At 67.3% G+C, this 24,035-nt stretch carries 10 protein-coding genes and 1 pseudogene; 2 read left to right on the forward strand and 9 right to left on the reverse strand.

Annotated features, from left to right (window positions below):
• Window positions 1-27: 27 nt before the first annotated feature.
• On the reverse strand, window positions 28-252 hold the full coding sequence (locus TX83_RS24200; RefSeq protein ID WP_428992549.1) for a YadA-like family protein: 225 nt from the start codon (window positions 250-252) through the stop codon (window positions 28-30).
• 106 nt (window positions 253-358) lie between these two features.
• Window positions 359-5,701, reverse strand: a pseudogene (locus TX83_RS08820) (ESPR-type extended signal peptide-containing protein); the annotation flags it as partial.
• A gap of 666 nt (window positions 5,702-6,367) precedes the next feature.
• On the opposite strand from TX83_RS08820, the gene TX83_RS08835 reads away from it, so the two are divergent.
• Entirely contained in the window at window positions 6,368-6,754 is a 387-nt protein-coding gene (locus tag TX83_RS08835) for a hypothetical protein (protein WP_064747588.1), read from the forward strand.
• Between the two features lie 80 nt (window positions 6,755-6,834).
• Here TX83_RS08835 and TX83_RS08840 read toward each other — a convergent pair whose 3' ends face one another.
• The 5 genes from TX83_RS08840 to TX83_RS08865 form a co-directional block, all read right to left on the reverse strand.
• Window positions 6,835-9,744, reverse strand: a complete 2,910-nt coding sequence (locus TX83_RS08840; protein ID WP_064747589.1) for a winged helix-turn-helix domain-containing protein — start codon at window positions 9,742-9,744, stop codon at window positions 6,835-6,837.
• A 364-nt stretch (window positions 9,745-10,108) separates the two neighbouring features.
• Window positions 10,109-12,232, reverse strand: a complete 2,124-nt coding sequence (locus TX83_RS24060) for a S8 family serine peptidase (protein ID WP_064747590.1) — start codon at window positions 12,230-12,232, stop codon at window positions 10,109-10,111.
• An 845-nt stretch (window positions 12,233-13,077) separates the two neighbouring features.
• Window positions 13,078-13,341, reverse strand: coding sequence for a hypothetical protein (locus TX83_RS08855; protein WP_064747592.1), 264 nt, complete (start codon window positions 13,339-13,341; stop codon window positions 13,078-13,080).
• 596 nt (window positions 13,342-13,937) lie between these two features.
• Complete coding sequence (locus TX83_RS08860; RefSeq protein ID WP_064747593.1) at window positions 13,938-18,659, reverse strand: ATP-binding protein; 4,722 nt, start codon at window positions 18,657-18,659, stop codon at window positions 13,938-13,940.
• Window positions 18,660-18,874: 215 nt separating this feature from the next.
• Window positions 18,875-20,059, reverse strand: coding sequence for an EAL domain-containing response regulator (locus tag TX83_RS08865; protein WP_064747594.1), 1,185 nt, complete (start codon window positions 20,057-20,059; stop codon window positions 18,875-18,877).
• A 253-nt stretch (window positions 20,060-20,312) separates the two neighbouring features.
• Here TX83_RS08865 and TX83_RS08870 point away from each other — a divergent pair, with 253 nt between their 5' ends.
• Window positions 20,313-21,020 (forward strand): response regulator, encoded by a 708-nt coding sequence (locus TX83_RS08870; protein ID WP_186442558.1) that lies wholly within the window; start codon window positions 20,313-20,315, stop codon window positions 21,018-21,020.
• A gap of 92 nt (window positions 21,021-21,112) precedes the next feature.
• Here TX83_RS08870 and TX83_RS08875 read toward each other — a convergent pair whose 3' ends face one another.
• Window positions 21,113-21,526, reverse strand: coding sequence for a transposase (locus TX83_RS08875; protein ID WP_064747596.1), 414 nt, complete (start codon window positions 21,524-21,526; stop codon window positions 21,113-21,115).
• A 293-nt stretch (window positions 21,527-21,819) separates the two neighbouring features.
• The gene (locus TX83_RS08880; RefSeq protein WP_079248127.1) at window positions 21,820-23,871 is read right to left on the reverse strand and encodes a galactose oxidase-like domain-containing protein; all 2,052 of its coding nucleotides are present in this window, start codon (window positions 23,869-23,871) and stop codon (window positions 21,820-21,822) included.
• Between the last annotated feature and the right edge of the window lie 164 nt (window positions 23,872-24,035).

Consider the following 24,035-nt stretch of genomic DNA (forward strand, 5'->3'; position numbering starts at 1 on the left):
CCCCCCGGCCGGTCGCCGCGCGGTGCCTCAGTCGCCGAGTACGCCGCTGATGCCGATGTAGGCGCCGATGCCGTCGCTGTTGCTCGACGCGCCGCCTTCCACGCTCCAGCGCCCGCTGTCGGCGGTATGCCGCAGGCTCACGCCGAACGCGGCCTCGCTCTTGTAGGCGCCGAAGCCGGCGTAGTACGTCGTGCGACCGGCCACATAGGGCGCCGGCTTGATCGCGATCGCCGTGGCGATGCCGGCATGCATGTCGCGCTCCAGGCGGGACGTCGCCGTTGAGCTTCCACACGTCGTTGCGGACCGTGGCGACCTGGTTGTCGGTATAGCTGTTGGCTTGGACCACCGCGTCCCTGACTCCGGCCTGCACCTGGCCGACGTTGGCCGCGTCGGTCGGCGCGGTGCCGGCGGCGACGTTGCGCAAGGTGGTCTGGCCGCTGCCGTTCGGATTGAAGGTCAGGCTGTTGGTGTTGTTGCTGCCGTCGGCGTTCTTGTCGTACTGGATCCCGCCGGTGGTGAAACCCTTCAACTGCGAGACGTTGATCGCGTCGGTATCGGCCACGCCGGCAGCGACGTTGGTCACCCGCCGTTCGCCGCCCACCGAGCCGACGGACACGGTGTTGTCCTGGTTCGCCACCGAACCGGCCCCCAGGGCGACAGCGTTGTTCGCCGAAGCGGCGGCACCGCTGCCGAGCGCGGTGCTGGCGTTGCCCGAGGCCACCGCGCCCGCGCCGCCGGCCGACGCATTGGCGCCGCTGGCGGTCGGCGCCGCCGTGTTGTCCTGGCTGACCCGGAACAGGCCGGCCGAACCGTTCTTGACGTCGGCGACGTCGCCTTCGACCGCGCCGATGCGGTTGTCGTACTGGGCGACCGTGCCGGCCACCTGGTTGACGCGGGCGTCGGTGTAGCTGTTGGCCTGACTGACCGCATCGCTGACGCCGGCCTGCAGCTGCGCCACATTCACCGCATCGTCCGCGGCCGTGCCCGCGGCCACGCCGCCGACGGTACGGCCGCCGACATGGACCTGGCCGGTGGAGTTGCTGGCGCCGACATAGGCCCCGTTGTAGCCGCTCTGCGCGCCGACCGTAGTCGCCGAACCGGCACCGAGCGCGACCGAGTTGGCGTGCCCGGCGACCGAATCGCGGCCGACGGCCACGGCATTTCCGGCCGAAGCGGTGGCGTTGTAGCCGACCGCGCTCGACCCGACGGCCTGAGCGTGCGCATCCGCCTCGGCCAGGCCGGTGTCGTTGCTGCGCGCATAGCGCAGGCCGCGGCCGTTCTGGCTGATGTAGGTCGCATCGTTCTGGCCGGCGACGGCGTAGAGCTGGGCGCCGTTGACCGCGTCGGTCGAAGTCGCCGAAACCGCGCCCTGGGCGACATTGCTCAGTCGGGTGCCGCCGGTGACGCCGCCGTCGCTGCTGGCCGGGCCGGCCAGGGTCGCCTTGCTGAAATCGACCTCGCCCGGGTCGATCTGGCCGTTGCCGTTGCTGTCGGTCCAGTCGTACTTCACCGCGCGTTGCTCGGCCTGGGCGGCGCTGGTCGAGACCGCCTTGAGCTGGGCGACGTTGACCGCATCGCTGTCCTCCGCGCCCGCGGCCACACCGGTCACGCGACGGTTGCCGACGTTGACTTCGCCGGTGGCGGTGCCGCCGACCAGATACGCCGCATTGCCGAGGGTGCTGCCGTTGGCAACCGAACCGGCGCCGAGCGCGACGCTGCCGGCATGGCTGGCCTGCGCGTTGCGGCCGATCGCGACTGCGTCCGCGGCCGAGCTGACCGCGTTATAGCCCAGCGCGGTCGAACCGGCGGCCTGCGCGTGCGCATCGTCCTCGGGCAGGCCGGTGTCGTTGGTGCGCGCATAGCGCGTGCCGCGGCCGTTCTGCTGCAGGTAGGCCGGATCGGTCGGGCCGATCTGGTTCTTGAGGTTGGTGATGTCGCCTTCGTTGGTGGTGACTCGGTTGTCCAGGTTGGTGATCGCGCCCTCGTTGGTGGTGACGCGGTTGTCGAGGTTGGCGATGTCGCCTTCGGCGGCGGTCATGCGGCCGTCCAGCGCCGCCACGTTCTGGTTGGTCTGGAACAGCTGCGAGCCGTTGACTGCGTCGGTGCTGGCCGCGCTCAGGTCGGCCGGCGCCACGTTGACGATCTTGTTCGGGCCGCTGCCGCCGTGGTTGGCGTTATAGGCGCCGGCACCACCGTTCGCGGCCGGATCCCACTTCAGCGCGTCCTGGCCCAGCGACGACATCTGGCCTTCCACGTTGGTCACGCGGTTGTCGAGGTTGGTGATGTTGCCCTCGGCGGTGGTCATGCGGCCGTCCAACGCGGCCACGTTCTGGTTGGTTTGGAACAACTGCGAGCCGTTGACCGCATCGGCGCTGGTCGCGCTGAGATCGGCCGGGGCGACGTTGACAATCTTGTTCGGGCCCGTGCCGCCATGATTGGCGTTATAGGCGCCCGCGCCGCCGTTGGCGGTCGGGTCCCACAGCAGCGAGTCCTGGCCCAGCGCGGTGATCTTGCTGTCCACCGCCTTGAGCTGGCTCACGTTGACCGCGTCGGTATCGGTCGCGCCGGCGGCGAGGTTGGTCAAACGACGCTTGCTGCTTGCGCCGCCGACCGACACCTCGCCGGCCGGAGTCGTGCCCGCTACCGCGTACGTCGAGGCCGGCGGCACGTAGGCCGCGTTGCCGAGCGTGGCGCCGTCGGCCACCGAATCGGCGCCGAGCGCGACGCTGCCGGCATGGCTGGCCCGGCTGTTCATACCGATGGCGGTCGCCGAACTCGCGGTCGCCGCGGCTTCGTTGCCGAGCGCCGTCGATCGGAAACCGCTCGCCTCCGAGAACGTGCCCACTGTCGTAGCCAGAGCGCCGGACGCAGTAGCCGCCGTGCCCACGGCCATCGCATGCGCAGCGGTGGCCTGCGACTCATCGCCGACCGACAGCGAGTGCTGGCCGCTGGCCCGGGCGTTATCGCCGAAGGCGATGGCGTACTCGCCTGTCGCCTGCGCACCCGAGCCGACGGCCATGGCACTGAGCTGGCTAGCCACCGAGTTTTCGCCGACGGCAAGGGTTTCTTCGGCCGAGGCCTGGGCGTTGTAGCCGATCGCGGTCGAGTTGGCGCCCGTCGCAAAGGCGTCGGACTCCGGCAAGCCGGTATCGTTGGTGCGCACATAGCGTACGCCGTGGCCGTTGGCGTTCTGGTAAGCCTGGTCGGTCGGTCCCACCACGGCATTGAGCGCGGCGATGTCGGCCTCGTTCGCGGTCACGCGAGTGCCGAGCGCGGCCACGTCCTGATTGGTCTGGAACAGCTGCGAGCCGTTGACCGCCTCAGTGCTGGCTGCGCTAAGGTCGGCGGCGGTCACGCCGCTGATCTTGCCGCTGCCGCCATCGTTGACGATCACGCTGCCGAACTTCGGCGACTCGGCCAGCTGCAGCTGGATCGCGCCGGTGGCCGGGTCGGTCACGGTCTTGAGGTTGGCGCCGCTGTAGCTGCCGGTGGTGGCGGCATCTCCACGGATGGACAAGGTCTGGCCCAGATCGCGATGCACGTCGCCGGCCGCATTGTCGTTGCCGGTGAAGTTCAAGCCTTGCGTCGTCGCTCCGCCGGCCACCGCATCGAGCTGGCTCTTGTTGACCGCGTCGGTTCCGGCCACGCCGGCAGCGACGTTGGTCACGACCCGGTTGCCGGCGTCGATGCCGGCTGCGGTCACGCTCGGGCCGCCGGCGATGGTCAGGCCGTTGTTGTCGAGGCGGCTGTTGCCGGCGGTGACGCTGGTGACGGTGATGTCGTCGGCCAGGTCGAAGCTGACGCTGTCGTCGGCGCCGGTCTTGCTCACCGCGATGTTGCCGTCGGTGTTCTTCAGGTCCACCGTCTCGCCCGGAGCCACGTTGGTGGCGTTGGCGCCTTGCGCGCTGACGTTGAAGCCTGCGCTCGCGGTCGCGCCGACCGCATCGAGCTGGCTCTTGTTGACCGCGTCGGTCCCGGCGACGCCTGCGGCGACGTTGGTGATCACCCGGCTACCGGCATTGATGCCCGTGACAGTCACGCTCGGGCCGCCGGTGATGGTCAGGCCGTTGTTGTCGAGACGGCTGTTGCCGGCGGTTACGCTGGTGACGGCGATGTCGTCGGCCAGGTCGAAGTTGACGTTGTTGTCGGCCGCGGTCTTGCTGACGACGATGTTGCCGTCGCCGTTGCGAAGATCGACCGATTCGCTCGGGTCGACATTGCTGCTGTTGGCGCCCTGCGCGGTGACGGCGAAACCGGCGCCCGCCGCCTGCACCGCCTGATTGGTGGCGAACAGCTGGCTGCCGTTGACGGCGTCGGTGCTGGTGGCGCTGAGGCGGCCGGCGGCGACGTTGGTGACGGTACGTTCGCTGCCCGCCGTTCCCACGCTGACGGTGCTGGCCGGCGCGGTGCCGGCGAAGTTGTAGGTGGTGCCGCGAATGACGGTGCTGGCGGTGCCGACCGCGGCGGCGGTCGCCGAACCGCTGCCCAGCGCGACGCTGCGCGCGATGTTGGCCGATGCGCCGTCGCCGAGGGCCACAGCGCCCGCAGCGCCGGCCGAGCTGACGTTGCCGAGCGCCACCGCGCCCTGGCCCGATGCGCTGTTGGCGTTGCCGAGCGCCACCGCGCCCTGCCCGTTGGCGGTGTTGTCCGCACCTACGGCGACCGCGCCGGTCCCGGTGGCGGTGTTCGGGTCGCCGATGGCGACCGCGCCGTTGCCGCTGGCGGTCTGCTGACGGCCGATCGCGACTGCGCCACCCGCCGCCGTGCCGCCATTGGCATTGGACGCCGAGCCGATGGCCACGTTGCGGCCGATGGCGCCGCTGACGGCGCCGTCGCCCTGGGCGACGCCGTGTTCGCCGTTGACGGTCGCGCCGCGGCCGATGGCGATGCCAGAGGTGGCGCCGGCAACGACCGAGGATTGGACGCCGAGGGCGATGGCGTTGGTGCCGGCAGAACGAGCGCCAGCGGTCGTGCCGCTGTTGCTGCCGCCGATAGCGACGGCGCCAACGGCACTGCTTTCGGAGTTGTTGCCGATGGCCACGCCGCCTTCGGCTGTGGCGGTCGTCATCGCCTGGCCGCCAATGGCGATACTCAATATCGCTTTGGATTGGGCACCGCGTGTGGCGTTGGCGCCGATCGCTACCGAGCCTGACCCTTCCGCTCGAACTGCGTTTGCGGCGGTCTGCGCTCCGGAAGTGCTTGTGACTGCACCACCGATTGCTACGGCATTGGAACCCGTCGCGAAGCTGCCGAAACCCGCTGCCGTAGACCCCAGCCCCGATGCCTCACTATCGATCCCCAGCGCCGTTCCCCATTGGCCGGCCTTCGCCTGAAATCCGAAGACACTTCCGCCATGGCCAGTAACTTTCGAGCCTGACCCAAACAGGGATACCGCATTGAAGCCGCCCCCGTCAGCGTTGCAGCCGGTGACTATCGAGTACTCTCCGCTGCCATTAACGATGGGATTTTGATCGGTGTAGCCCGGATCCCGACCCGGCGTCGAGGGGCCCCATGTGCCGGCAGTGCTACACGGATTAGGAGCCAAAATCGAAGCCTCTGCCGTTGCTCCTTGCAGGGCGAGTATCGCTACCGAGGCGGTTAAAGTACGGCGCACGCACTTCTTGCCCGCTTTCGCCAATTCAGAAGCCACCACCCAGGTCCCCAGGCGCTTGCTCCACACCTTGCAGTAAATGAAGTTCATCGGTTCTTTTCCTCTCGCCGTCCCGGCGAATCGATTTTCAAAAACATGAATACCGATCCCGGACCGATATTCGCCCGCGGTTGAAACGCCCCCTGAAGGGCGAACCGTGTGATGGAGGGTTTTGAAAGCCGACTCGTTCGAGAGGTCGAACCGAACTGCACGTTGCCCGAATCGAAAACCTGCGATCGAATCGCGGCGGCGGTCAGCCGATCGGCGGTGCTGCTGTCCCTATGGCGACCAGACTAGGGACACGCGGCACATTGGGCTTGCGAGGAGATATCAATCTTTTGTGATTTCTTTGCCGCGCCGGGGCCGTTCCGGCACCCGGCCTCCGCGGAGCGCTGCCACCCCGCAGCCACAGGCCTTCTCGGCTTTTAATTCAATGATTTATGGCACAGTCGAGAGAGCCCGATCGCGCCCATAAAACGAGACGCAGAACACTTTTTTCGGCGAAATGAGAAAAAAAAGATCCTCAGCCGCAAGCATTCGGGGCGGCAGAAGCGCGCAATCGGATGCGTCCGAAACGTCGCGCGCGGGATCGCAGCGCCGGCCCAACAAAGGTCGGGCCCAGGCCGCTTCACCCCCGTCCGCCGGGGCCGAAGTCCCGGTTGCGCCGTTCATGCGCCGACCCGGCGCGAGCGCCTCCACGAACCCGACGAGACCGTCATGACCGAGAGCGAATTCGAAACCTTTATGACGTCCTTGCGCGCCCCAGGGACCCCGCATATCTCGCCCAAACGGGTAATCAACGTCCTGGGCATCCGCGCCAAGGATTTGACCGCGATATCCAACCCCAATGGCAACGTCATCATTCGCGATAATCAAAGCACCGCGAAGATGCAGCGCTGCCTGCGCAATCTGGCGCGGATATTCTCGGCGGCGCGGGCCAACCACGAGAGCCCGGAGCAGATGGTGTACTGGTTCATGAACTACCCGCTGCCGCAGTTCTATTACCGCACCGCGTTCGAAATGTACGCCGCCGCGCGCACCGAGGAACTGTTGTCGTTGTTGACCGCGAACCTGTACGAAACGCGCGGCGCGCACCCGGCCTGAGCCGGCCGCGGGCCGCCCCCGGATGGAACTCGTACGTTCGGCGAATGTCGGATTGGCCCCGATAAAGGGCCGCGCTGGTTTCAGCGCACCACGGCAGCGCGCGGGGCGTCGCCCGTCCCCAGCAGCCAGTCCAGGCGCACCCCACGCATGCCGGTGCGGGCGACCAGGGATTCGCGCTCGGCCAGGCCGCAATCGCCGTCCAGCGCGTCGGGTTCGAACAAGGGGTGCGACTCGAGCTCGGCGACCACGTCGCCCAGTTCGCGTGCGCGCCGGTGCAACCGGCCGGCCAGAGCGCTGGCGGCGACCGCATCGCCGCGTTGCCGGGCATCGATCGCGGCCAACAGATCCAGCCGGCTGACGATGCCCCACGCATTGTCCGGGATGGCCTGCCGCGCTTCGCTCGCGAAGCGGCGACTGTTCTCCCAGTCGCCGCGCGCCGCTGCGTTTTCCGCCTTTCCGGTCAGCACCAACGCAGTCAACAGGGTGTAGCCGACCGAACTCACCGCCGGAAGCACCTCGGCATAAATCCGTTCGGAACGTTCGAGCTCGCCCAGGCGGGTGGCGATTCGCGCTACCTCGATGGCATTGAGCCAGCGGTCGGGGGTCATCCTGGCCATCGATGCCTCCGCCTGGTGCAACAGCGCCCTCGCACGCGGCAGATCGCCCGCCGCCAGTTCCATGTAGCTGCCGACCGCCGGCGCGTAAAACTGCACCGCCCACCGCTCGCCTTGCCGGCAGCGCTCCAGCGCCTTGCGCGCCTCGGCCATGCGTCCCAGCGACAGCAGCAGATCGGTGCGCACGCACGCGATCTGTGCGAGCGCTTCGGATTCGCGCTGCCCGGGCACCGCCTGCGGCAACAGGCGCTCGCTCGCCTCGACGATGTCCAGGGCGCGCTGGGCGTCTCCGCGAATCAAGGCCAGGGCCGCGGCGAACTGATCGGAAAACAGGCGGGCGGTGCCGCGAAGGTCCAGGCGCCGCTGCCGCCGTGCCATTTTGTCGGCGCTGTCGAACCGCGCGGTCAATATCTCGATGTTCAACAGCCGCGTATTCACCGCCCCCATCAGGACGGGGTCGCCTGCCGCGGTCGCGGTGGCCGAAGCCTGCAGCAGACGCGACCGGTACGATTCCGCATCGCCGGCAATCGAATGCTGATCCGCGTTGGCCAACAGGATGGCGACTTCCAGGCGCCGATGGCCGCCGGCATTGGCGCGCGCCAGCAGCACGTCCAGTTCGGCGTCGGTCGCGGGCCCGGGCGGGTCGGCCGTACGTGCGAGATAGGACGCATACAGTTCGCCGGTGGTGTCGCCGGCCAGCCGATACAGTGTCGCCGCCTGTTCGAAGGCGGACGCGGACTTGCGCTCCGGATCCTGGAAATCGTCGGCCTTTCCGCGCAGTATCCAGGCGCTCGCCTGCTCGGAGGCCCAACCGTCTCCCGCACTGCGGGCCAACTGTTGCGCCTGGACCGCCATCGCCCGCATCCGCGCCGGATCGCCGAGATGCCCGTAGGCCTGTGCCCGCAACAGGCGCTTGGCGATGCGCACGCCCAGCGCTTCGCTTCGTCCGGGCGCGTCCGCCAGGTGAGTCAGCGCGCGCTCGTATTGCCCGGCCAGGATCAACAGTTCGGCCAGCTTGAGGCGATAGCCGGTCTTGTCCGGATAACGGTCGACCAGGGCCTGATAGAGAACCAGGGCCTTACCGGCGCCGCCGATTTCCATGGCCTGTTGCCGGGCCTCCAGCGATGCCACCGCCTCGGTGGGCGATCCTTGAAGCAGTTGCGCAGCGACACGCTGTTGTTCTCTCGCCGCCGTGGCCTGGCTGAGCTGGCTCAAGGCGTCGGCGAGCTGCAAGCGCACCAAGGCGAAACGCGGCGCGAGCCGCACGACCTCAGCTCCAAGCCGGCTCGCCGTCATCCAGTCGCGGCGGTCCAGCGCGCGGGCGAACCCCTCGTAGCGCTGAGCGGCGTCCGCACTCGCCTCCAGCGTCGGCCAAGGCGCGGCACGCTCGGGCAGCAAGCGGGCGACGATCCGGCGCGAAAGCGAATCGACCAGCGCGGGCATGTCGGCCGGGTTGCCGGTCGCGCTGATGCGCTCTTCCTTGCCGCCGTGAATCAGCCGCGCGTGCAGCTCCCACTTCGTCGGGTCGTCGGAGGACCGCACCGAGGACAGGAAGACCACGTCGATCGGCGCCGTTCCGATTCCGCTGGCCACATCGCCTTCGCGCAACACGTTCGCTTCCGGCAGGCTGTCCAGCTTCCACGCCAGCCACTGCTGCAACAGCTTCGCCGGCCACGACGAGCCGCTTCCGTCCTCCACCATCACCAGCGCCACCGAGCCTGCATTGCGCGGCTGCGCATGCCGCCAAACCATCAGCGACGCCGTCGCCACGGCGATCAGCGCCAATACGGCGGCCAAACCGACATAGCGACGCCGGCGATCAGGCCGCGCCGCGGGACGCTCCGCCTCCGGATTCGACGTCGGCAACGCGGCCTGCCCGGATCGGTCGGCCTCCGCCGCCCTGGCCGCGAGCGTGTCGCCGCTCGCGTCCGCCACCGGCGATGCGGTATCGATCGCCAACCCGGCTTCGGGCGCGGTGTCGCGCTCGACGACCGGCGGCGCCGTCGCGCGGGTGGCCGGCGACGCGGCCGGCAACCGCTCGAACCAGCGTATCGGCCCGGGCGGCTCGAACACATAGCCCGACTTGGCCACGGTGCGGATCCAGGCCTTGCGCTCCTCGCCCAAGGCCTTGCGCAGCAGCCAGACGTTCTGCGACAGGTTGGTGTCTTCCACCACCGTTCCCGCCCAGAGCCGGTCGAACAGCGTCGCGCGCGTATGCAGTTTGTGCGGCTCGCCCAGGAACAGCAGCATCAGGTCGAACACCCGCTGCGGCAGTTCCAGGCTGCGGTCGGCGAGGATCAGGCGCCGGAAGCGCAAGTCCACAGTGACATCGACCAGCTGCAGGTATCGCGCTTCGGCGGGCCAAGGCGTCGTCATCGGGCGTCCATTCTTGCGGTCGCGATCGGATGTCGCGAGATCTTGCTCAGCCGAAGCGGGATCGATCGGCTTCGGAAGTCGCATCGCCTGCTGGCGGCGGCGCGCACATCATGTGGTGCGCGACCGGCCCCGACAAGTACTGCAGGCTGAATGTACGCACGGGATTTGCGGAACGGCGCAAGCTTGCGCACATCGATGCTGCGGGAGATGGATACGGGCGACATCGCAACGCGCGCAAGGACGGCTTTTGGGTGCAGTCGAAAGCGCAGACAGGCGCTGGACCGATATCGGCGCCCCAACGACTCAAGGCAGCCCCGCCGGGCGGGGCTGCCTTTCGTTTCAGACGAAATCGTCTATGCCGCGATCAGAACTCGATGCTCCAGCTGTCGACCTTGCCGACGTCGTTGACGTAGTTGTCGCGGACCCGCAGCTTCCAAGTGCCGTTCAAGGGCTCGCTCGACAAGTTCAGGGTCGCGGTGCCGCGGACGTCGTCGGCGCTGTCGTTGCTGTTGTAGTTCTTGATCAGGTAGACGGTACCGTCGGGAGCGACCAGGTCGACCCGCAGGTCGCCGCGGAAGCTGTGCTCGATCGCCACCGTAACCTTGGCTGCGGTCGGCGCGTTGCCGTTGCGGCCGGCGACCGCGATTGGGCTTTCCACCGTCGTCAGGTCCTTGATCGCGTAGTCGGCGGCGTTGCTGTAGACCTGCGGGCCGCCGCTGGCCGCGGCGACCGTGACCGACGCTGTCTTGGTATGGGTGGCGCCGGCGTTGTCGGTGACCGTCAGGCTAACGTTGTAGGTGCCCGCGGCGGCGTAAGCGTGGCTGGGATTGGTGGCGCTGGAGGCTGCGCTGCCGTCGCCGAAGTTCCAGCTGCGGGACACGATGCTGCCGTCGGCATCGGCCGAGGCGTCGGTGAACGTTGCCGTGAGGCCCGCGACCTGGGTATTGAAGTTCGCCACCGGAGCGACGTTGCCGCCGCCGGCGGCGCCACCGACCCGGATCGCCTCGAGCACGGCCGCGTTGGCGTCCAGCGAGCCGATGCCGCAGCCGCCGGGGCAATTGGCCGCTGCGATCGCGCGGCTGGAGTCCTTCAGCGCCTGCTCGATCTGCGCCGGGGTCAACGGCCGGGCGACCGCCGACTGCATCAGTGCCGCCACCCCGGCCACATGCGGCGCGGCCATCGAAGTGCCGCTCATGAAGGTGTAGGTGCACGCGCCCTGACGCTGCGCACCGGTATTGCCCAGCGACAGCACGCCCTGCGCATCGTGCTGACGGACGCAGGTGCCCCCCGGCGACTGGTCCAGCGCCAGGAAGCGGTTCTGCGGGCTGCAGTTCTCGCCGCCCGGCGCGGCGATGTCGAGCAGGGCGCCATAGTTGGAATAGAAGGCCCGGTCTCCGTTCTGGTCCATGGCGGTGACCGCGATTACGTTGGCGCAGTTGGCCGGGGTGAAGCGCGATACGTTGAGATTGGAATTGCCGGCGGCCACGACCACGGTCGCGCCGCGCGCGACCGCGACATCGATCGCCTCTTGGTACGACGGATCGCACCCGTTTTCGCTCAGCCCGCCCAGGCTCAGGTTGATGATCTCGGCGGGATTCTGGTTGGCCGGGACGCCGTCCACCGGGGCGCCGGCGGCCCATACGATGGCATCGGCGATGTCGACCGTAGAGCCGCCGCACTTGGCCAGGGCCCGCACCGGAACGACGCGCGCTCCGTGCGCCACGCCGGCCACGCCGGTGGCGTTGTTGCTGGCCGCGGCGATGGTGCCCGCGACGTGGGTGCCGTGCCAGCTGGAGTTGCGGCCGACGCTCAGCGGTCCGCACTCGCCCGTCGCGAACCAGTCGCCTTCGTCGTTGGGGTTGTTGTCGCGACCGTTGCCGTCGCGGGCGCGGGCGGCGTCAGTGACGAAGTCGTAGCCCGGCAGCAAGTTGTTGCGGGCGTCGAGCTCGGCGTGCGGCGCGATGCCGCTGTCGACGACGGCGACCACCGTGCCGGCACCGGTTGCCCGGTCCCAGGCGGTATTGACCCGCGCACCGTTGACCCCGGAGTAGTGCCACTGCTCGCCGTAGCGGGTGTCGTTGGGCTCCATCGCATGGGTCCACAGACGGTTGACCTGCACCGACTCGACGTTGGGATCGGCCGCCAGCTGGCGCATCAGCGCTTCGGCGCCGACCCGGTCCAGAGTCTGCTCGGCGCGCACGAAGTCCGCACCGATGCCCAGGCGCCGTACGTGCTTGAGCGCCAGCAGCCGGCCGGCGATCTTGGCCCGCACGCTCTGGCGCAACGCGGCCGCCACCGCGGCGCTGTCGCGCCGCTGGGCCGAGCCGTTGCGGTACTTGACGATGAATCCGTCATAGCCCTGCGGCGCATCCAGGCCGTTCAGGTGGACCCGCCCGGCGAAGGCAGGCGCGGAGAGTGCGGAAAGCGCCAGTACCGTTGCCGCCGCCAGTGCGCTCTTGCGCACGGCGTTGTTGGACACAGTGGACATCTAGCTACCCCTCTGAAGAGATGAAAATGGCGGCCCCTGGGGGATCCGCACGCTCCGGCTCCGTTGACGGCGACTCACGCCGCGCGACCGGTGTCTCAGATCTACGGGCCGCGCACACGACCGACCATGTGCGAGATATCTTTTTTTCATCATTTCTTCTTTGGAATCGGTTTCCACCGGCCGCGATCCGCGCGCGGACGCAGCGATTAACGAATCGCGAACCTCCGGCTGCGCCCATTGGCGGCAAGCCGCGATGAGCGGGCTGCGCATGCGCCGCCGTTCGCGCGGCATCGCCGCCGGGGTGCGTCTCGTGGGGCGAATGCTTCGAGCGCGACAGCCGCGCATCCGACGGCCCGACCACGGCGGCATCGGATGTTTAGCGAAGTATGCAGATCCCGGCCGAACCGCTCGCGCGGTCACCAACGTCCGTCAGGAGCGGACCCAGACGCGCTCGCGCCGATTCCGGCGCATCACGCACTCGCCGTACGGATTCGTATCGTCATGGATTTCGCTGCATAGCCAGAACGCGCCGGCGACCCTCACGCGGAGTACGCCGGGGCGTCCTTGCTGCCTGCCGCGGACATACGCGTCGGCGACCGCAAGCGCCATCGGACAGGCGCGTTCGCGCCGGCGATCGGAGTTCGTCGACACGTCCAGCCCGTTCGATGCCGGGCCGCAACGCAAGGGCGCTGCATCGGCAGCAAGAGCTCCGTGTAGGCACAGCGCCACCGCCAACATCCATATCGCCGAGCGAACCCGGGAGCGGGTCCCGACATGCCCGGACCCACGCCGGCCATCCGGTCGCGGCGGAGCTCATCTTCGCCGCAAGTGCACTGCCCGGCGCGTCAGCGCCCGGACTCATCGGCAGCCGCCGCGTCGCCGCTGGCGCGCCTGACCGCTTCGAGGCATGCGTCGTGGAGCGCGGCGATCCTGCCGTCCTCCATCGACTCGCTGTGCACGATCAAAGTGACGCAAGTCGTCGCATCGCGTCCTGCCATGAAAGTGCTGTGCAGGACCTTCACTTCCACCGCGTCGGCGCAGCGCTCGACGTCGAACCCGCTCTCCGTCCAGCACGCGCCCGCACCCACGTTGTTGCCGAACAGTTCCATATGCCCTCGCTTGAAGCCGCCTTCGGAAGCGTTTCCGGTTGCTGTCGCGGCCTGCGCCCCTGGACCGGCACGACATAGCGCGACATGGCCATCCTACCGAGGAAAATGCGACGCCCATCAAGTTTGGATCATGATATTCAGAAATGAAGTAAAGCCATCACACTCGTGCCGGCGCTGCGTGTTCGAGATGCCTCCGGGCCGGATGCTTCAAACGATCGAGTCGCCCGTGGGCTGAGGAGTGGGCCCGGCGCGTCGAAACCGGATCCTTCCAGTATCTCGATCCGTTCGAAACCTGTCCTTCGCGATTGCCCGCTCAGTACGATCCCGCATCGCCGGGCAGTCGCCCGGCCTCGGGGGTGCGCTCTCGATCCTCGGCCACCAGTTACCGGACGATGCCAAGGCCGAGCCATGAACCTTCGGGCCGGGAGGGTCGGCGATTGTTCCCAGGCCGAGAGATCGCCTTCTCAAACGCGAACCTGTGCCGCAGCGTGCATCGCCCTGCCGGAGATGGCAGAGGCGACGCCGGGCCCCATCTCTTGCGGAGCCGGCTTGGCGCGGAGGCTTACGCGTCAAGAAGCCGCTTTCGTCGGCGGAGCTCAATGAGATCGCAGCTCGGCGAGATACCCGGTCGCCAACGCCAGCGCGCGGTCCAGCTCCAGAACGGCGTCTTCCGCCATCCGCTGGAACGCCGCCCCGTCCTCGTCGCCGCCGAACGCAGCGCGTTCCAACCGCCCCAGCCGCTCCCCCGCAGGCAGCTGCCCCATTTGCAGGCAGGCCGATTTCATCCGATGCGCCAATTCGCCGACCGTGCGGCGGTCGTTGCGCTGCGCCGCCTCCCGCAGCGCCCGCAAGTCCGCATCGGTGGTCCGGACATACAATTCGAGCAGGCGCCGCAAGGCCGACTCGTTGCCGCCGAGCTGCTTGAGCAGTCCCGACAGCTCGGCCGGGACGCCGTGGGTCGCCGCTGTGGCCTCGGCCGGCGCGACGCCGCGGGCCGGCGGCACCAGTTCGTAGAGCTTCGCCTTCAGGTCGTCGATCAGCAGGGGCTTGGTCAGCAACCCGTCCATGTCCAGCGCCATGCATCGCTCTCGATCGGCCGCGAGAACGCTGGCGGTCAGCAGCAGGATCTTCAGCCGCGGCCCCCCGTGCCTCGCCTCGTGATCGCGAATCCGCTCGGCCAAGCGATAGCCGTCCAGGCGCGGCATCTGCCCGTCGGTGATCAGCACGGCGTAACGGCCGGGATGCCGCTGCAGCATCGACCAGGCCTCTTCTCCGTCCTCCGCCATCTCGCAACGGAAGCCGAGCAATTGGAGCTGTCGGGACGCGACCTCGCGGTTGGTCGGATTGTCTTCGGCCAAGAGCACGATCTGGCGCTGGCCGAACAGGGTTTCGGGCGGCGCAGGCGCCTCCCAGGCAGAGCGCTGCTGCTCGTCCGGCTCGCGCCGCAATGCCACCTCGATTCCACGTATCAGCCCTGCCACGGTGACGGGACAGCCGTCGATCCAGGTCAACCGATTCGAGACGACGGCATCGGTTTGGCCTCGGCGCACGGCGACGACCGGTACGGCGGCCGATACGCTGTCGCGATCGATCAGCGCGGCATGCACCGACGGCGCCGCCCGCTTGTCGATTAGCACCGCATCGATCGATGCGGAGCCCTCTTGCTGCAACCGGGCCAGCGCCGCCTCGGCATCGTGCACGAACTCGACATCCGCGCCCGACCAACGCAGCGGTTCGTGGATGAATCGCCTGCTGTCAGTGTTCGGTGCGATCACCAGCACCCGGGTGCCGCTCAACCGCTTCGGCGCGGCCGCGTCCTCGGCGACGGCCGGAGCGGAGATCACCAGACTGAAGCGCGTACCGCTGCCTACGCGGCTCTCGCACTTGATATGCCCGTCCATGGCTTCGACCAGGCTTTTGACGATGCTCAGCCCCAATCCCGTGCCGCCGAACCGGTGGGTGGTACCGGCGACCTGCTGGAAGGGCCGGAACAGGCCTTTCACCCCCTCCTCGTCCATGCCGATGCCGGTATCGGAGACCAGCACCCGCAGCCTGCCGGGCGCCTCCAGGGCGACATCGATCGAGACGCCGCCCTGCTCGGTGAACTTGACCGCGTTCGCGACCAGGTTGGCGAGTATCTGGCGCAATCGCGTCGCATCGCCGATCACCTGCGCCGGAACATCGGGCGCCACGCAAACATCGATATCGATGCCTTGCTTGTAAGCCTGCGAACTGAAAGCGCCGGCCACGGTCTCCACCAACTCGCGAACGGGAACGCTGGCCTGTTGCAGGTCCAGCCTTCCCGCGTCGATCTTGGAAAGATCCAGCACGTCGTTGACCAAGGTCATCAGCACCGAGGTCGACTCCTTGCAGGCATGCAGCATCTTGCGCTGCTCCGAGTTCATCGGCGTCCTGTCGAGCAGATCGACCATGCCGACCACGCCGTTCAAAGGCGTGCGGATCTCGTGGCTCATGACCGCAAGGAACTCTCCGCGCTGCCGCAGTTCCCTGTAGCTGCGCTCCTGGGAAACGTCGTGGACCATGCCGGTGAATATCTCGCGAACGCCGCCCATTTGCTCCATCAGCTGGCCGCGCAGCCTGACCCAGGTCCACTGGGCGTCCGCCGCGCGCAGCCGGTACTCGAGATCGAGGTCCCTCACGTCCAGGCGCTGCAAGGCCTCGAAGGAACGCTCGACGGTGCTCCTGTCGTCCGGGTGGACCAGCGCGAGATAGTCCGCGATGTCGATCACCTCCAGCTCGTTGCCGCCCGTGTACCGGACCCCGCCGCGCTGGAAATCGATCTCCACCATCAGGCCGCCGGAAGCGGACATCGCCAGGCGCAGACGCTGGTCGCGTTCGCGCAGCGTGCTCAGGTATTCGCGGCGACGGCGGCGGCCGGCGAGCTGGGACAGGATCAGCCATCCCGCCAGCGCCGCGGCGGCCACCACATAGCCGAGTTTCGCCCACCACGTGCGCCACAGCGGCGGCTCGACTTCGACCGGCAGCAGGAACTCCCGCGCCTGCACGCCCTGGCCGTCGAACTGCCTGATCTGCAACTCGTACTTGCCCGGCGCCAGATGGTGGTAGGCGATCGAAAGATCCGGCGGCATGTCCCGCCACTGCTCGTCGAGGCCGACCAGGCGGTAGGACAACGAGTGCGAGGCCCCGAAGCTGGCGATCCGGAAGGCGATGCGCCCGTCGCCGAACGACGCCTTGATGCCGGGGAGGTTGCGGCCGAGATAGTTGACGTAGGTGGCGTCGCCGATCTCGTAGCTGCTGATGGACACCAGGCCGGGATAGGAATGGCTCAGCCGTTGGGGATCGACGCGCCACAGTCCCTTCGAGGTTCCGAAGTAGAGGCCGCCATCGCGGCTGTTCACCGCACCCGCCTTGCGGATGGTGTCGTCGGGAATCCCGTCGACCGAGGTATAGGCGTTGAACCGCTCGACTCTGGGCAGCCAGCGGGCGATACCGCGATCGGTGCCCACCCACAGGACGCCCGCGTCATCGTTCAGCACGGTCTCGATGGTCTGGTCCGGAAGCCCCTCTGCGGCGCCGTAGCGCCGGAATCCGATCCGGCCGTCGCGACCGAACTCCGCGCGATTCAACCCCGCGCGGGTTCCGATCCATAGCAAGCCTGCGGTGTCTATGTACAGATCGAGGATGTGGTCGTCGGACAGACTGCGCGGATCGTCGGGGCGGTGCCTGTAGCGCACGGTTTTGCCCGAGTCCGGCCAATACCGGAGCAGGCCGTGCTCGGACCCCAGCCATAGCGATCCGTCCGGCGCGGCAGCGATGCTGGTCAGCACGCCTTCTGCACCGACGCCCATGCTTCGCAGCCGCTTGGCCCCGGGCGGCAGCAAGGCCAGGCCGTTGGAGTGCGTAACCACCCACAGGCCATGCTTCTTGTCCATCAGCGCCGCGGTGGTGTACACCGCGGGCCGGTCCTCGAACGGAATCCGCTCGGCGCGTCCGCTACGGCTCCAGTGCACGAGCCCCATGCCGCCGGCGATCCACAGCCCGCCCTCGCCGTCGTCGAGGATGTCGCTGATGGTGGCGGTGATGCCGGGGTAGGTCGCATCCAGGGCCCGGCTCAGCTCCGGAGGGATCGGGCTCCAACGCCAGGTCGCCGGATCGAATTCGCGCAGCTCTTCGTCGCACAGGGACACGTACAGTTTGCCCGCCGCGCTTTCGTGCAGCGCGCACACGGCGGCGGTGTTCTTGCCGGGCAAGCCGATCCGCTTGACCCCGTTGTCGGTCAGGCGAAGCCGATTGACGCCGCCGCGCGTTCCAATCCACAACGTATTGCTGTCGTCGATCGCGAGCGACCAGATCCGGTTGTTGGCCAAGCTCTGCGGGTCGGTGGCGTAGTGATGGTAGATCGACAGCTCGCCGCGCTTCGGGTCGAGCCGGTACAAGCCGCCTTGGCCGTCGATGCTGCTGGCCAACCAGAGCACTCCGCTCCGGTCCACCACCATCTCCGTCGCCCGCAGCATCGGCACGGGGGTATCGACCCGGCGCAGCGCGCCGCTGCCGCCGTGCCAACGCCACAACTGGGTCCCCGCGACCAGCCACAGTCCATCGGCGTCGGCCGCCATGCCGGTGATCGCCTGGCGATCCGGAATCCTCGTCACCGCCTCGATCTGGGCGGCGTGCGCGGCATCGAAGCGTATCGACTTGAGTTCGGCGCCGATCGCGACGTACAAACGCTCCCGATCCCGGTCGAACTCGAAGCTGGTCAGGTCTTTGGCCAGGGCGGACGGCTCCATGACCACCGAGGCCGTCCGCTGCGAGCCGGACATCCGCAGCAGCCCCAGATCCGTGTAGAGCCACAGCGCGTCCGTGCGATCGCTGCCCATCCAATCGATGGAAGTCGGCGCCCTGCCTTCCGCGGTCCGTATCGGCGTGCGCTCCAGCCGCCCGGTCGATCGGTCCAGGCGTTGCACCACGCCGTCCTGGTTTCCGATCCATAGCGCATCGGACGTGTCGGCCAGCAGCAGCGAGATCCGGCTCGCCAGCGAATCGCGCCGGTTCGGATCGCGGTCGAGGGTAAGGAAGCTGCTGCCGTCGAATCGGTGCAGGCCGTTGTTGCCGCCGACCCACACGAAGCCATGCCGGTCGACCAGCACGGTCAAGGCCCTGTCGCTGGCCAATCCCTTGTGGCGGTCGAAGAGGTCGAATACGCCTTCCCCGCCGCTTTGGTTCAAGACGATCGCCGGCAGCGGAGGTTCCGCGCGTCCGATCGGCCCGGACACAGCGTCGCCCCAGCCCGATGCGAGCAGGGCAAGCAGCAGCGCACGGGCGGCTAGCCGCAGCATGGCCACGTTATCCGATGTTCCATGGTTCGGCCGACGCACCCGAGTCGCACATGCATCTCCTAACGCAAACAAGCCGCGGTGCCCCCACCGCCGGCCCGCCGCCGCGCCCGCTCGGGGACACCCCACCCCAGGAGCCGGCCGCCGATGGACTGCGCACCTGGATCTCCCGTTCGGCCGCTACCCGCCAGGGAGCGCGCGGCCACGACCGACCGCCGCTAGCCATGCCGACGGATGAGCTCGTCCAGGCTCATCGGCGGCCCATAGAGATAGCCTTGGCCCTGCTGGCACCCCAGGGACTGGACCAGTGTCGACTCAACCTCGGTTTCCACGCCCTCGGCGACCACGACCTGTCCCAGCCGCAAGCCCAGCTCGACCGCCGACTTGAGCAACTCATAGGCCTGCGCGCTGATGGGGGCCGCCGCGACGAAGCTGCGGTCGATCTTCAGCTCGTTGCTCGGCAACTTCATCAGGAACTGCATCGCCGCTGCGCCGACGCCGTAGTCGTCGATCGCGATCCTGAAACCGCGCAGCCTGAACCGGATCAGCGATTCCAGCACCTTGGCCGGCTCGCGCATCAGATGCGTTTCGGTCACCTCCACCGTATAGCGGTCGAAGCGATCTCCCGCCGCGGCGACGACCTCCACCATCCGATCCACGACCGTGGGATTGTTCAAACTCTTCATGGACACGTTGAACGAAATCCCGACATCCAGATTCCGCGCCAGCATCGCGCCGCGCCCGATCGCCGCCTTGGCGAGCACCGCTAGCGTCAGTTCGTCGATCAGGCCGATGCGCTCCGCCCCATCGACGATCTCGCACGCGGGTATGAAGCCGAGCTCCGGGTCGCCCCATCTCAGCAGCGCTTCGGCTCCGGCCAGCGTCTTGTCGGCGAGATTCACCTTCGGCTGGAACGCCAATCGCAAGGCGTCGCCGGCAAGTCCCTGCCTGATCCGGCCGGGATCGAACGGCGGCCGGGACGGCCGCTCCCGGGTCGCCCCGCCGCCGGATCTATGCCGGCGAAGAGCGCGCAACAGCGCATCGGACTCGATCGGTTTCTGCAGCGCGCCGAGCAGCGTCATGCCGCGTTCTTCCACGAACTGACGGCTCGAATCGATCACTCTGGAATCTTCGCCGCTGATCAGAATGACCGAAGGGCGGACCGCGAATTCCGCGACGCGCCCGAGCAGCCATACGCCGTCCGTTCCGGGCATGTTCAAGTCGCAGATCAGCACATCGATGTCGCGTCCGGCCGACATCTGCAGCGCCACGGCGCCGCTGTGAGCTACCGCGAACCCGGTCTCGCCGGCAGCGCGGAGCACGGCGGCCACGACCTCGGCCGTGATCGGATCATCGTCGACGATGAGTATCTCAAGGCCGCTTGAACCGTACGATGCCACCATGACCACGCAGCTCCCATCAGATGCGCCGGACAAGCTCTTCGAGATGAGGTTATCAGGATTCCACCTTGCTTCCCGCCCGTTCTGCCGCGACCGCCCGACAGCGCTCCGACCGGTCCGCGCTATGGACCCATCTATGTGCGAGCCTGTAGGGGTAGAATTCGGACCTGATCAAACAATCGCTCCCCGGCCGCGGAGTTCCGGATCTGCCCGCGCTAGCCAAGCTACCGCGTGAGCGAAGGTGAGTGAACAACACGTGACCAGATACGACGATCAAGCGGCCAATCCCCCTTCCAGTCCTTCTCCGGGTCCCAAATTGAGCACAAATCAGAACCCCATCAAGGTGCTGATTGCGGACGACCATCCGATCATTGTCGTCGCCCTGACCGAAATGCTCGGCTCTGCCCTGGGCAGCGGCAACGTGGTCGTGGATTCGGTGTCCGACGGAGACGGCCTGCTCCGGCACCTGGAGACGGAGCAGCTGGACTATCTCATTCTCGACCTGTATATGCCGGGCAGATTCAAAAGCATCGCCCTCGTGCAGGAAATCCTCGCCAAGCAGCCGAACCTCCAAATAATCGTCTATACCGGCTCGGAGCTTCCCTGCCTCGCCCTATCGGCGCTGGAAATCGGAGCGCAAGGCTTCGTTTCCAAATCCAGCGGTCCGCGAACGGTCATCGAGGCCATCTTCGCCGTGATGCTGGGAAAGAATTTCGTCGACCCCGCCATCGACGTCGTTTCCGCCAAGAGCCACCCGTGGTATCAGCTCACCACGGGCGAACAAGCCGTGGTGCTGGCCCTGGCCCGCGGCGAGAACCTTCAGGCGATCGCCATCGACAGCTCACGCAGCTACAAGACCGTCACGACCCACAAGTACAACGCCATGCGCAAGCTGGGGCTGAGGTCGAACGATGAAATCGGCCGCTATCTCGAGCGAAACGGATTGACCCACCTGATCGGCTGACCTCCCGGGTGGGCGCAGCGCCAGCGCTGCAGTGCGCCGACGTCCGACGCCAAGCCAGCGGCCTCTGCGTCGGTCGCCGGCCTGCGCACGACTCACAGCAGAGGTACGTCTTCCCGCGGATGGACCGCCGACGGGGGCGTCTTGCGCTCGACCCGCAGGCGACGGCGCTGCTGGGCATGCAACTGATCGTCCAGCAGGGACCGCAGCGCGGTGCCGCATGCGCTATTCGCGTCCAGAGTGCGGTCGACCTTGGTCCATATCCCCGCCTTGAACCAGCGCATGTAACGCACGTAGATTGATCGCCAGGGACCGTAGGCGCGCGGCAGTTCGCTCCAGAACGCGCGGTTGCACGCCACCCATACCACCGCCTCGACGAAGCGTCGGTACTTCTGCGAGCTGTTCTTCGCCCGGGTGGAAAGGTTCGGCGGAAGCGCCAGGCTTATCTTCTGCCAATCCAAGTCGCAGACCATTTCGGCGCATTGTTCGGTCGTAATCGCTTTATTCATGTCGGTAGCACCTCAAGCTTGGGCGGTGGTAAAGCCGGCGCCTCCCAGGCATCCTGAACTTCGATTGCCGTCGCCAGATTGAATAGGGGGCCGGGGCGGAATTCGGCGGAAGAACATCCATCGTCCTACTGCGCTGGCGGCACCCCACGGGCACCGCGCCCACATCCCGACCTGGTTAAAATATCCCTCCCCACCCGCCAATCCATGCACTGCTTGGGTGAGGAGGGCTAACGAAATCGCTCAAACGCCGATCCGCGATCCGCTGCGTCGGCGGATTACCGGCCGACGTCCGACTAAGCGCCGACCTTCACGATCGACGACTTCGAGTACACGCCGTCCTGGCTGATCGCGAACAACATGTAGTAGCCCGGCGGCGCGAGATTCCCGTTGGCCGGAGCGGTCAACTCATAGGTACCGTTGGCGCCGGCCCAGAAGTCGACCTCCAGCAGTCGCTGATCGGTATTGATGGAATGCGTCGTAGCCGACATGCGCACCAGCGTGAATCGCTTGATCTGGCTGTTCTGGACGGACGCCGACACCGTGAAGCGCTGGCCGAAACCGACCGTCTTCGGCGCAGCGGCAATGATCGGACGCGGCAATCCCCTGAGCAGGGCCGGAGGGGTGAAGATCTCGGCCGCGCTCTCGTTGACCGTGCAGGTGCCGCATTGACCGCCGCCGCCAATCCAGACTCGGCCATCCGGAAGCAGCGTGGCGACCGAGTGATAGATGCGCGGCCTCGCGGCTGGCGCGAGCGTAGTCCAGGTGTTCGTTGCCGGGTTGTACATTTCCGGTGCGACGATTGCGCCGGTGTTGTTGAACAGGAACGACTTGGGCGACCCGCCGGTCACGAACACCTGTCCGTCGGGCATGGTCACGGCGTTAGCCTGGTAACGCGGGTAGCGCATGTCCGCGACCCGTTGTGCCGTACCGGTGTTGAGATCGATAACGAAGCTCTTCTTTCGCGCCGGGACTTGTTGCAGCCCCTTGTCCTCTTCTGCATTTTCATTGCCAAAGGCCATGGCGCCGCCCGCCATTAGGATCTTGTCGCGCGAGAACTGGGCCGACGGGGCGCCCTGGGCGTGGGTATCGATGCCTTGGCCGTTGTCACCGGGCCGATACGAGGCCACGGTGGTGGTGCCGTTGCCGTCGACCGTATGCCAGCGCATCGTCGGGCTTAGGCCGAACTCCAGAATCCGACCATCCGGCGCCAGGGCCAAGCGGCGGTAGTACTGCGCGCGGGCTTGCCCGTAGTTCCCGGCACCGACGGGGTAGGCATCGGGCTCGCCGGTCCCGGTCAGCAGGCGCCATGGCGTGTTGGTATCCTGGCCAGGAAGCCAGTACTCGCCGATCTTCTCCATGTTGGCATGGATCGGATTGCCATCCCCATCGCCGCCGATGGTGAAGATCTCGCCACCGCCCATGACGACGCCGGAGTTGTACCAACGCGGAATCGTCAGCGACGACTCACGTCTCCAATTGCCGGTCTCATAGTTGTAGCTGAACACCCGGTCGCGGTTCTCTTGCTTGCCACCGCCACCGATGATCATCACCCGACCGTCGGCCCCCATCACCAGCGCCGGGCAGAATGCTTCGAGACCGAAATCGGTATACAGCGGGTGGTGACTGGCCGTATCGGTCTTCGGATCGAAGTATCCGTAATAAGTACCCGTGCCTCCATGGAAGGAATGCGTGCCGCTTCCGGACCAATACATCACCCGGCCGTTCGGCAACACAGCGACCGACGAGGCCACCATATTCAGATCGACCGGGGCCGACCATGCGCCGGAGTAACGCGCATCGTTGGAGGCAGCAACGAACTTGTTGAAACCAAACTTCTCGTTGGCGCCGCCGTTGCACGCATACTGCACCAGCTTCGTGCCAGAAGTCTTGGACGCACCCGCTACCACCAGACACTTGTCGCTGTGCGCTGCCTTCAGCACGTAGCTGCCCGTGCTGGGTCGCTCGACCTTCCATTTCTGCGCCAAAGCCAGAACCCCGCCGCAGCTCGCCTTTGTGATCGGGGCATAGTTGTCTGTCCGGCCTGCGCCGACGCCCAAACACTGATTCGTGTCCGCGTCCTGACGCAGGCTGTACGTGCCATCGGCGTTGCCTGCCAGTTGGAACCGCTGCGAGGCGCTGCCGGTGCAGTAGCTCTGAACTGCTTGCCGCTGCCCGTCCACATCGATGCAGAGGCCCGAATCCTTGCCCACCGCCTCGGTCCGCCAACCGCTCAAACCGTCCTCCGCCAATGCATTGGCGGCGAAACTCGTAGCCGGAACCGTGCCCATGAGGGACACGGTCACGGCGAGAGTAGACAGCCTGATTTTTTCCTTCACAGCGTTCATTACCACTCCATAGACAAGCTAGACGCCGCTCTCCCGTTCAGCATCGGCGCAAAGCCTATCCGCAGAGCCCGGAGGTCGCCCATAAGCCTTTTCGGCTAGTAGGTCCCAAGCAGGTTCAAGAACCAGCCCTTGTGGTCGTAGTCGAAGTTGGTCAGGTCGTCGCT

It is taken from the genome of Lysobacter antibioticus HS124, assembly GCF_000336385.2.
Classification (GTDB): domain Bacteria; phylum Pseudomonadota; class Gammaproteobacteria; order Xanthomonadales; family Xanthomonadaceae; genus Lysobacter; species Lysobacter firmicutimachus.

Bases quoted from the DNA above. Each gene is read 5' to 3' on its own strand.
- TX83_RS24060 (WP_064747590.1), bottom strand. From the start codon at position 12,232: ATGTCCACTGTGTCCAACAACGCCGTGCGCAAGAGCGCACTGGCGGCG.
- TX83_RS08855 (WP_064747592.1), bottom strand. From the start codon at position 13,341: ATGGAACTGTTCGGCAACAACGTGGGTGCGGGCGCGTGCTGGACGGAG.
- TX83_RS08860 (WP_064747593.1), bottom strand. From the start codon at position 18,659: ATGCTGCGGCTAGCCGCCCGTGCGCTGCTGCTTGCCCTGCTCGCATCG.
- TX83_RS08840 (WP_064747589.1), bottom strand. From the start codon at position 9,744: ATGACGACGCCTTGGCCCGCCGAAGCGCGATACCTGCAGCTGGTCGAT.
- TX83_RS08865 (WP_064747594.1), bottom strand. From the start codon at position 20,059: ATGGTGGCATCGTACGGTTCAAGCGGCCTTGAGATACTCATCGTCGAC.
- TX83_RS24200 (WP_428992549.1), bottom strand. From the start codon at position 252: ATGCATGCCGGCATCGCCACGGCGATCGCGATCAAGCCGGCGCCCTAT.
- TX83_RS08880 (WP_079248127.1), bottom strand. From the start codon at position 23,871: ATGAACGCTGTGAAGGAAAAAATCAGGCTGTCTACTCTCGCCGTGACC.
- TX83_RS08875 (WP_064747596.1), bottom strand. From the start codon at position 21,526: ATGAATAAAGCGATTACGACCGAACAATGCGCCGAAATGGTCTGCGAC.
- TX83_RS08835 (WP_064747588.1), top strand. From the start codon at position 6,368: ATGACCGAGAGCGAATTCGAAACCTTTATGACGTCCTTGCGCGCCCCA.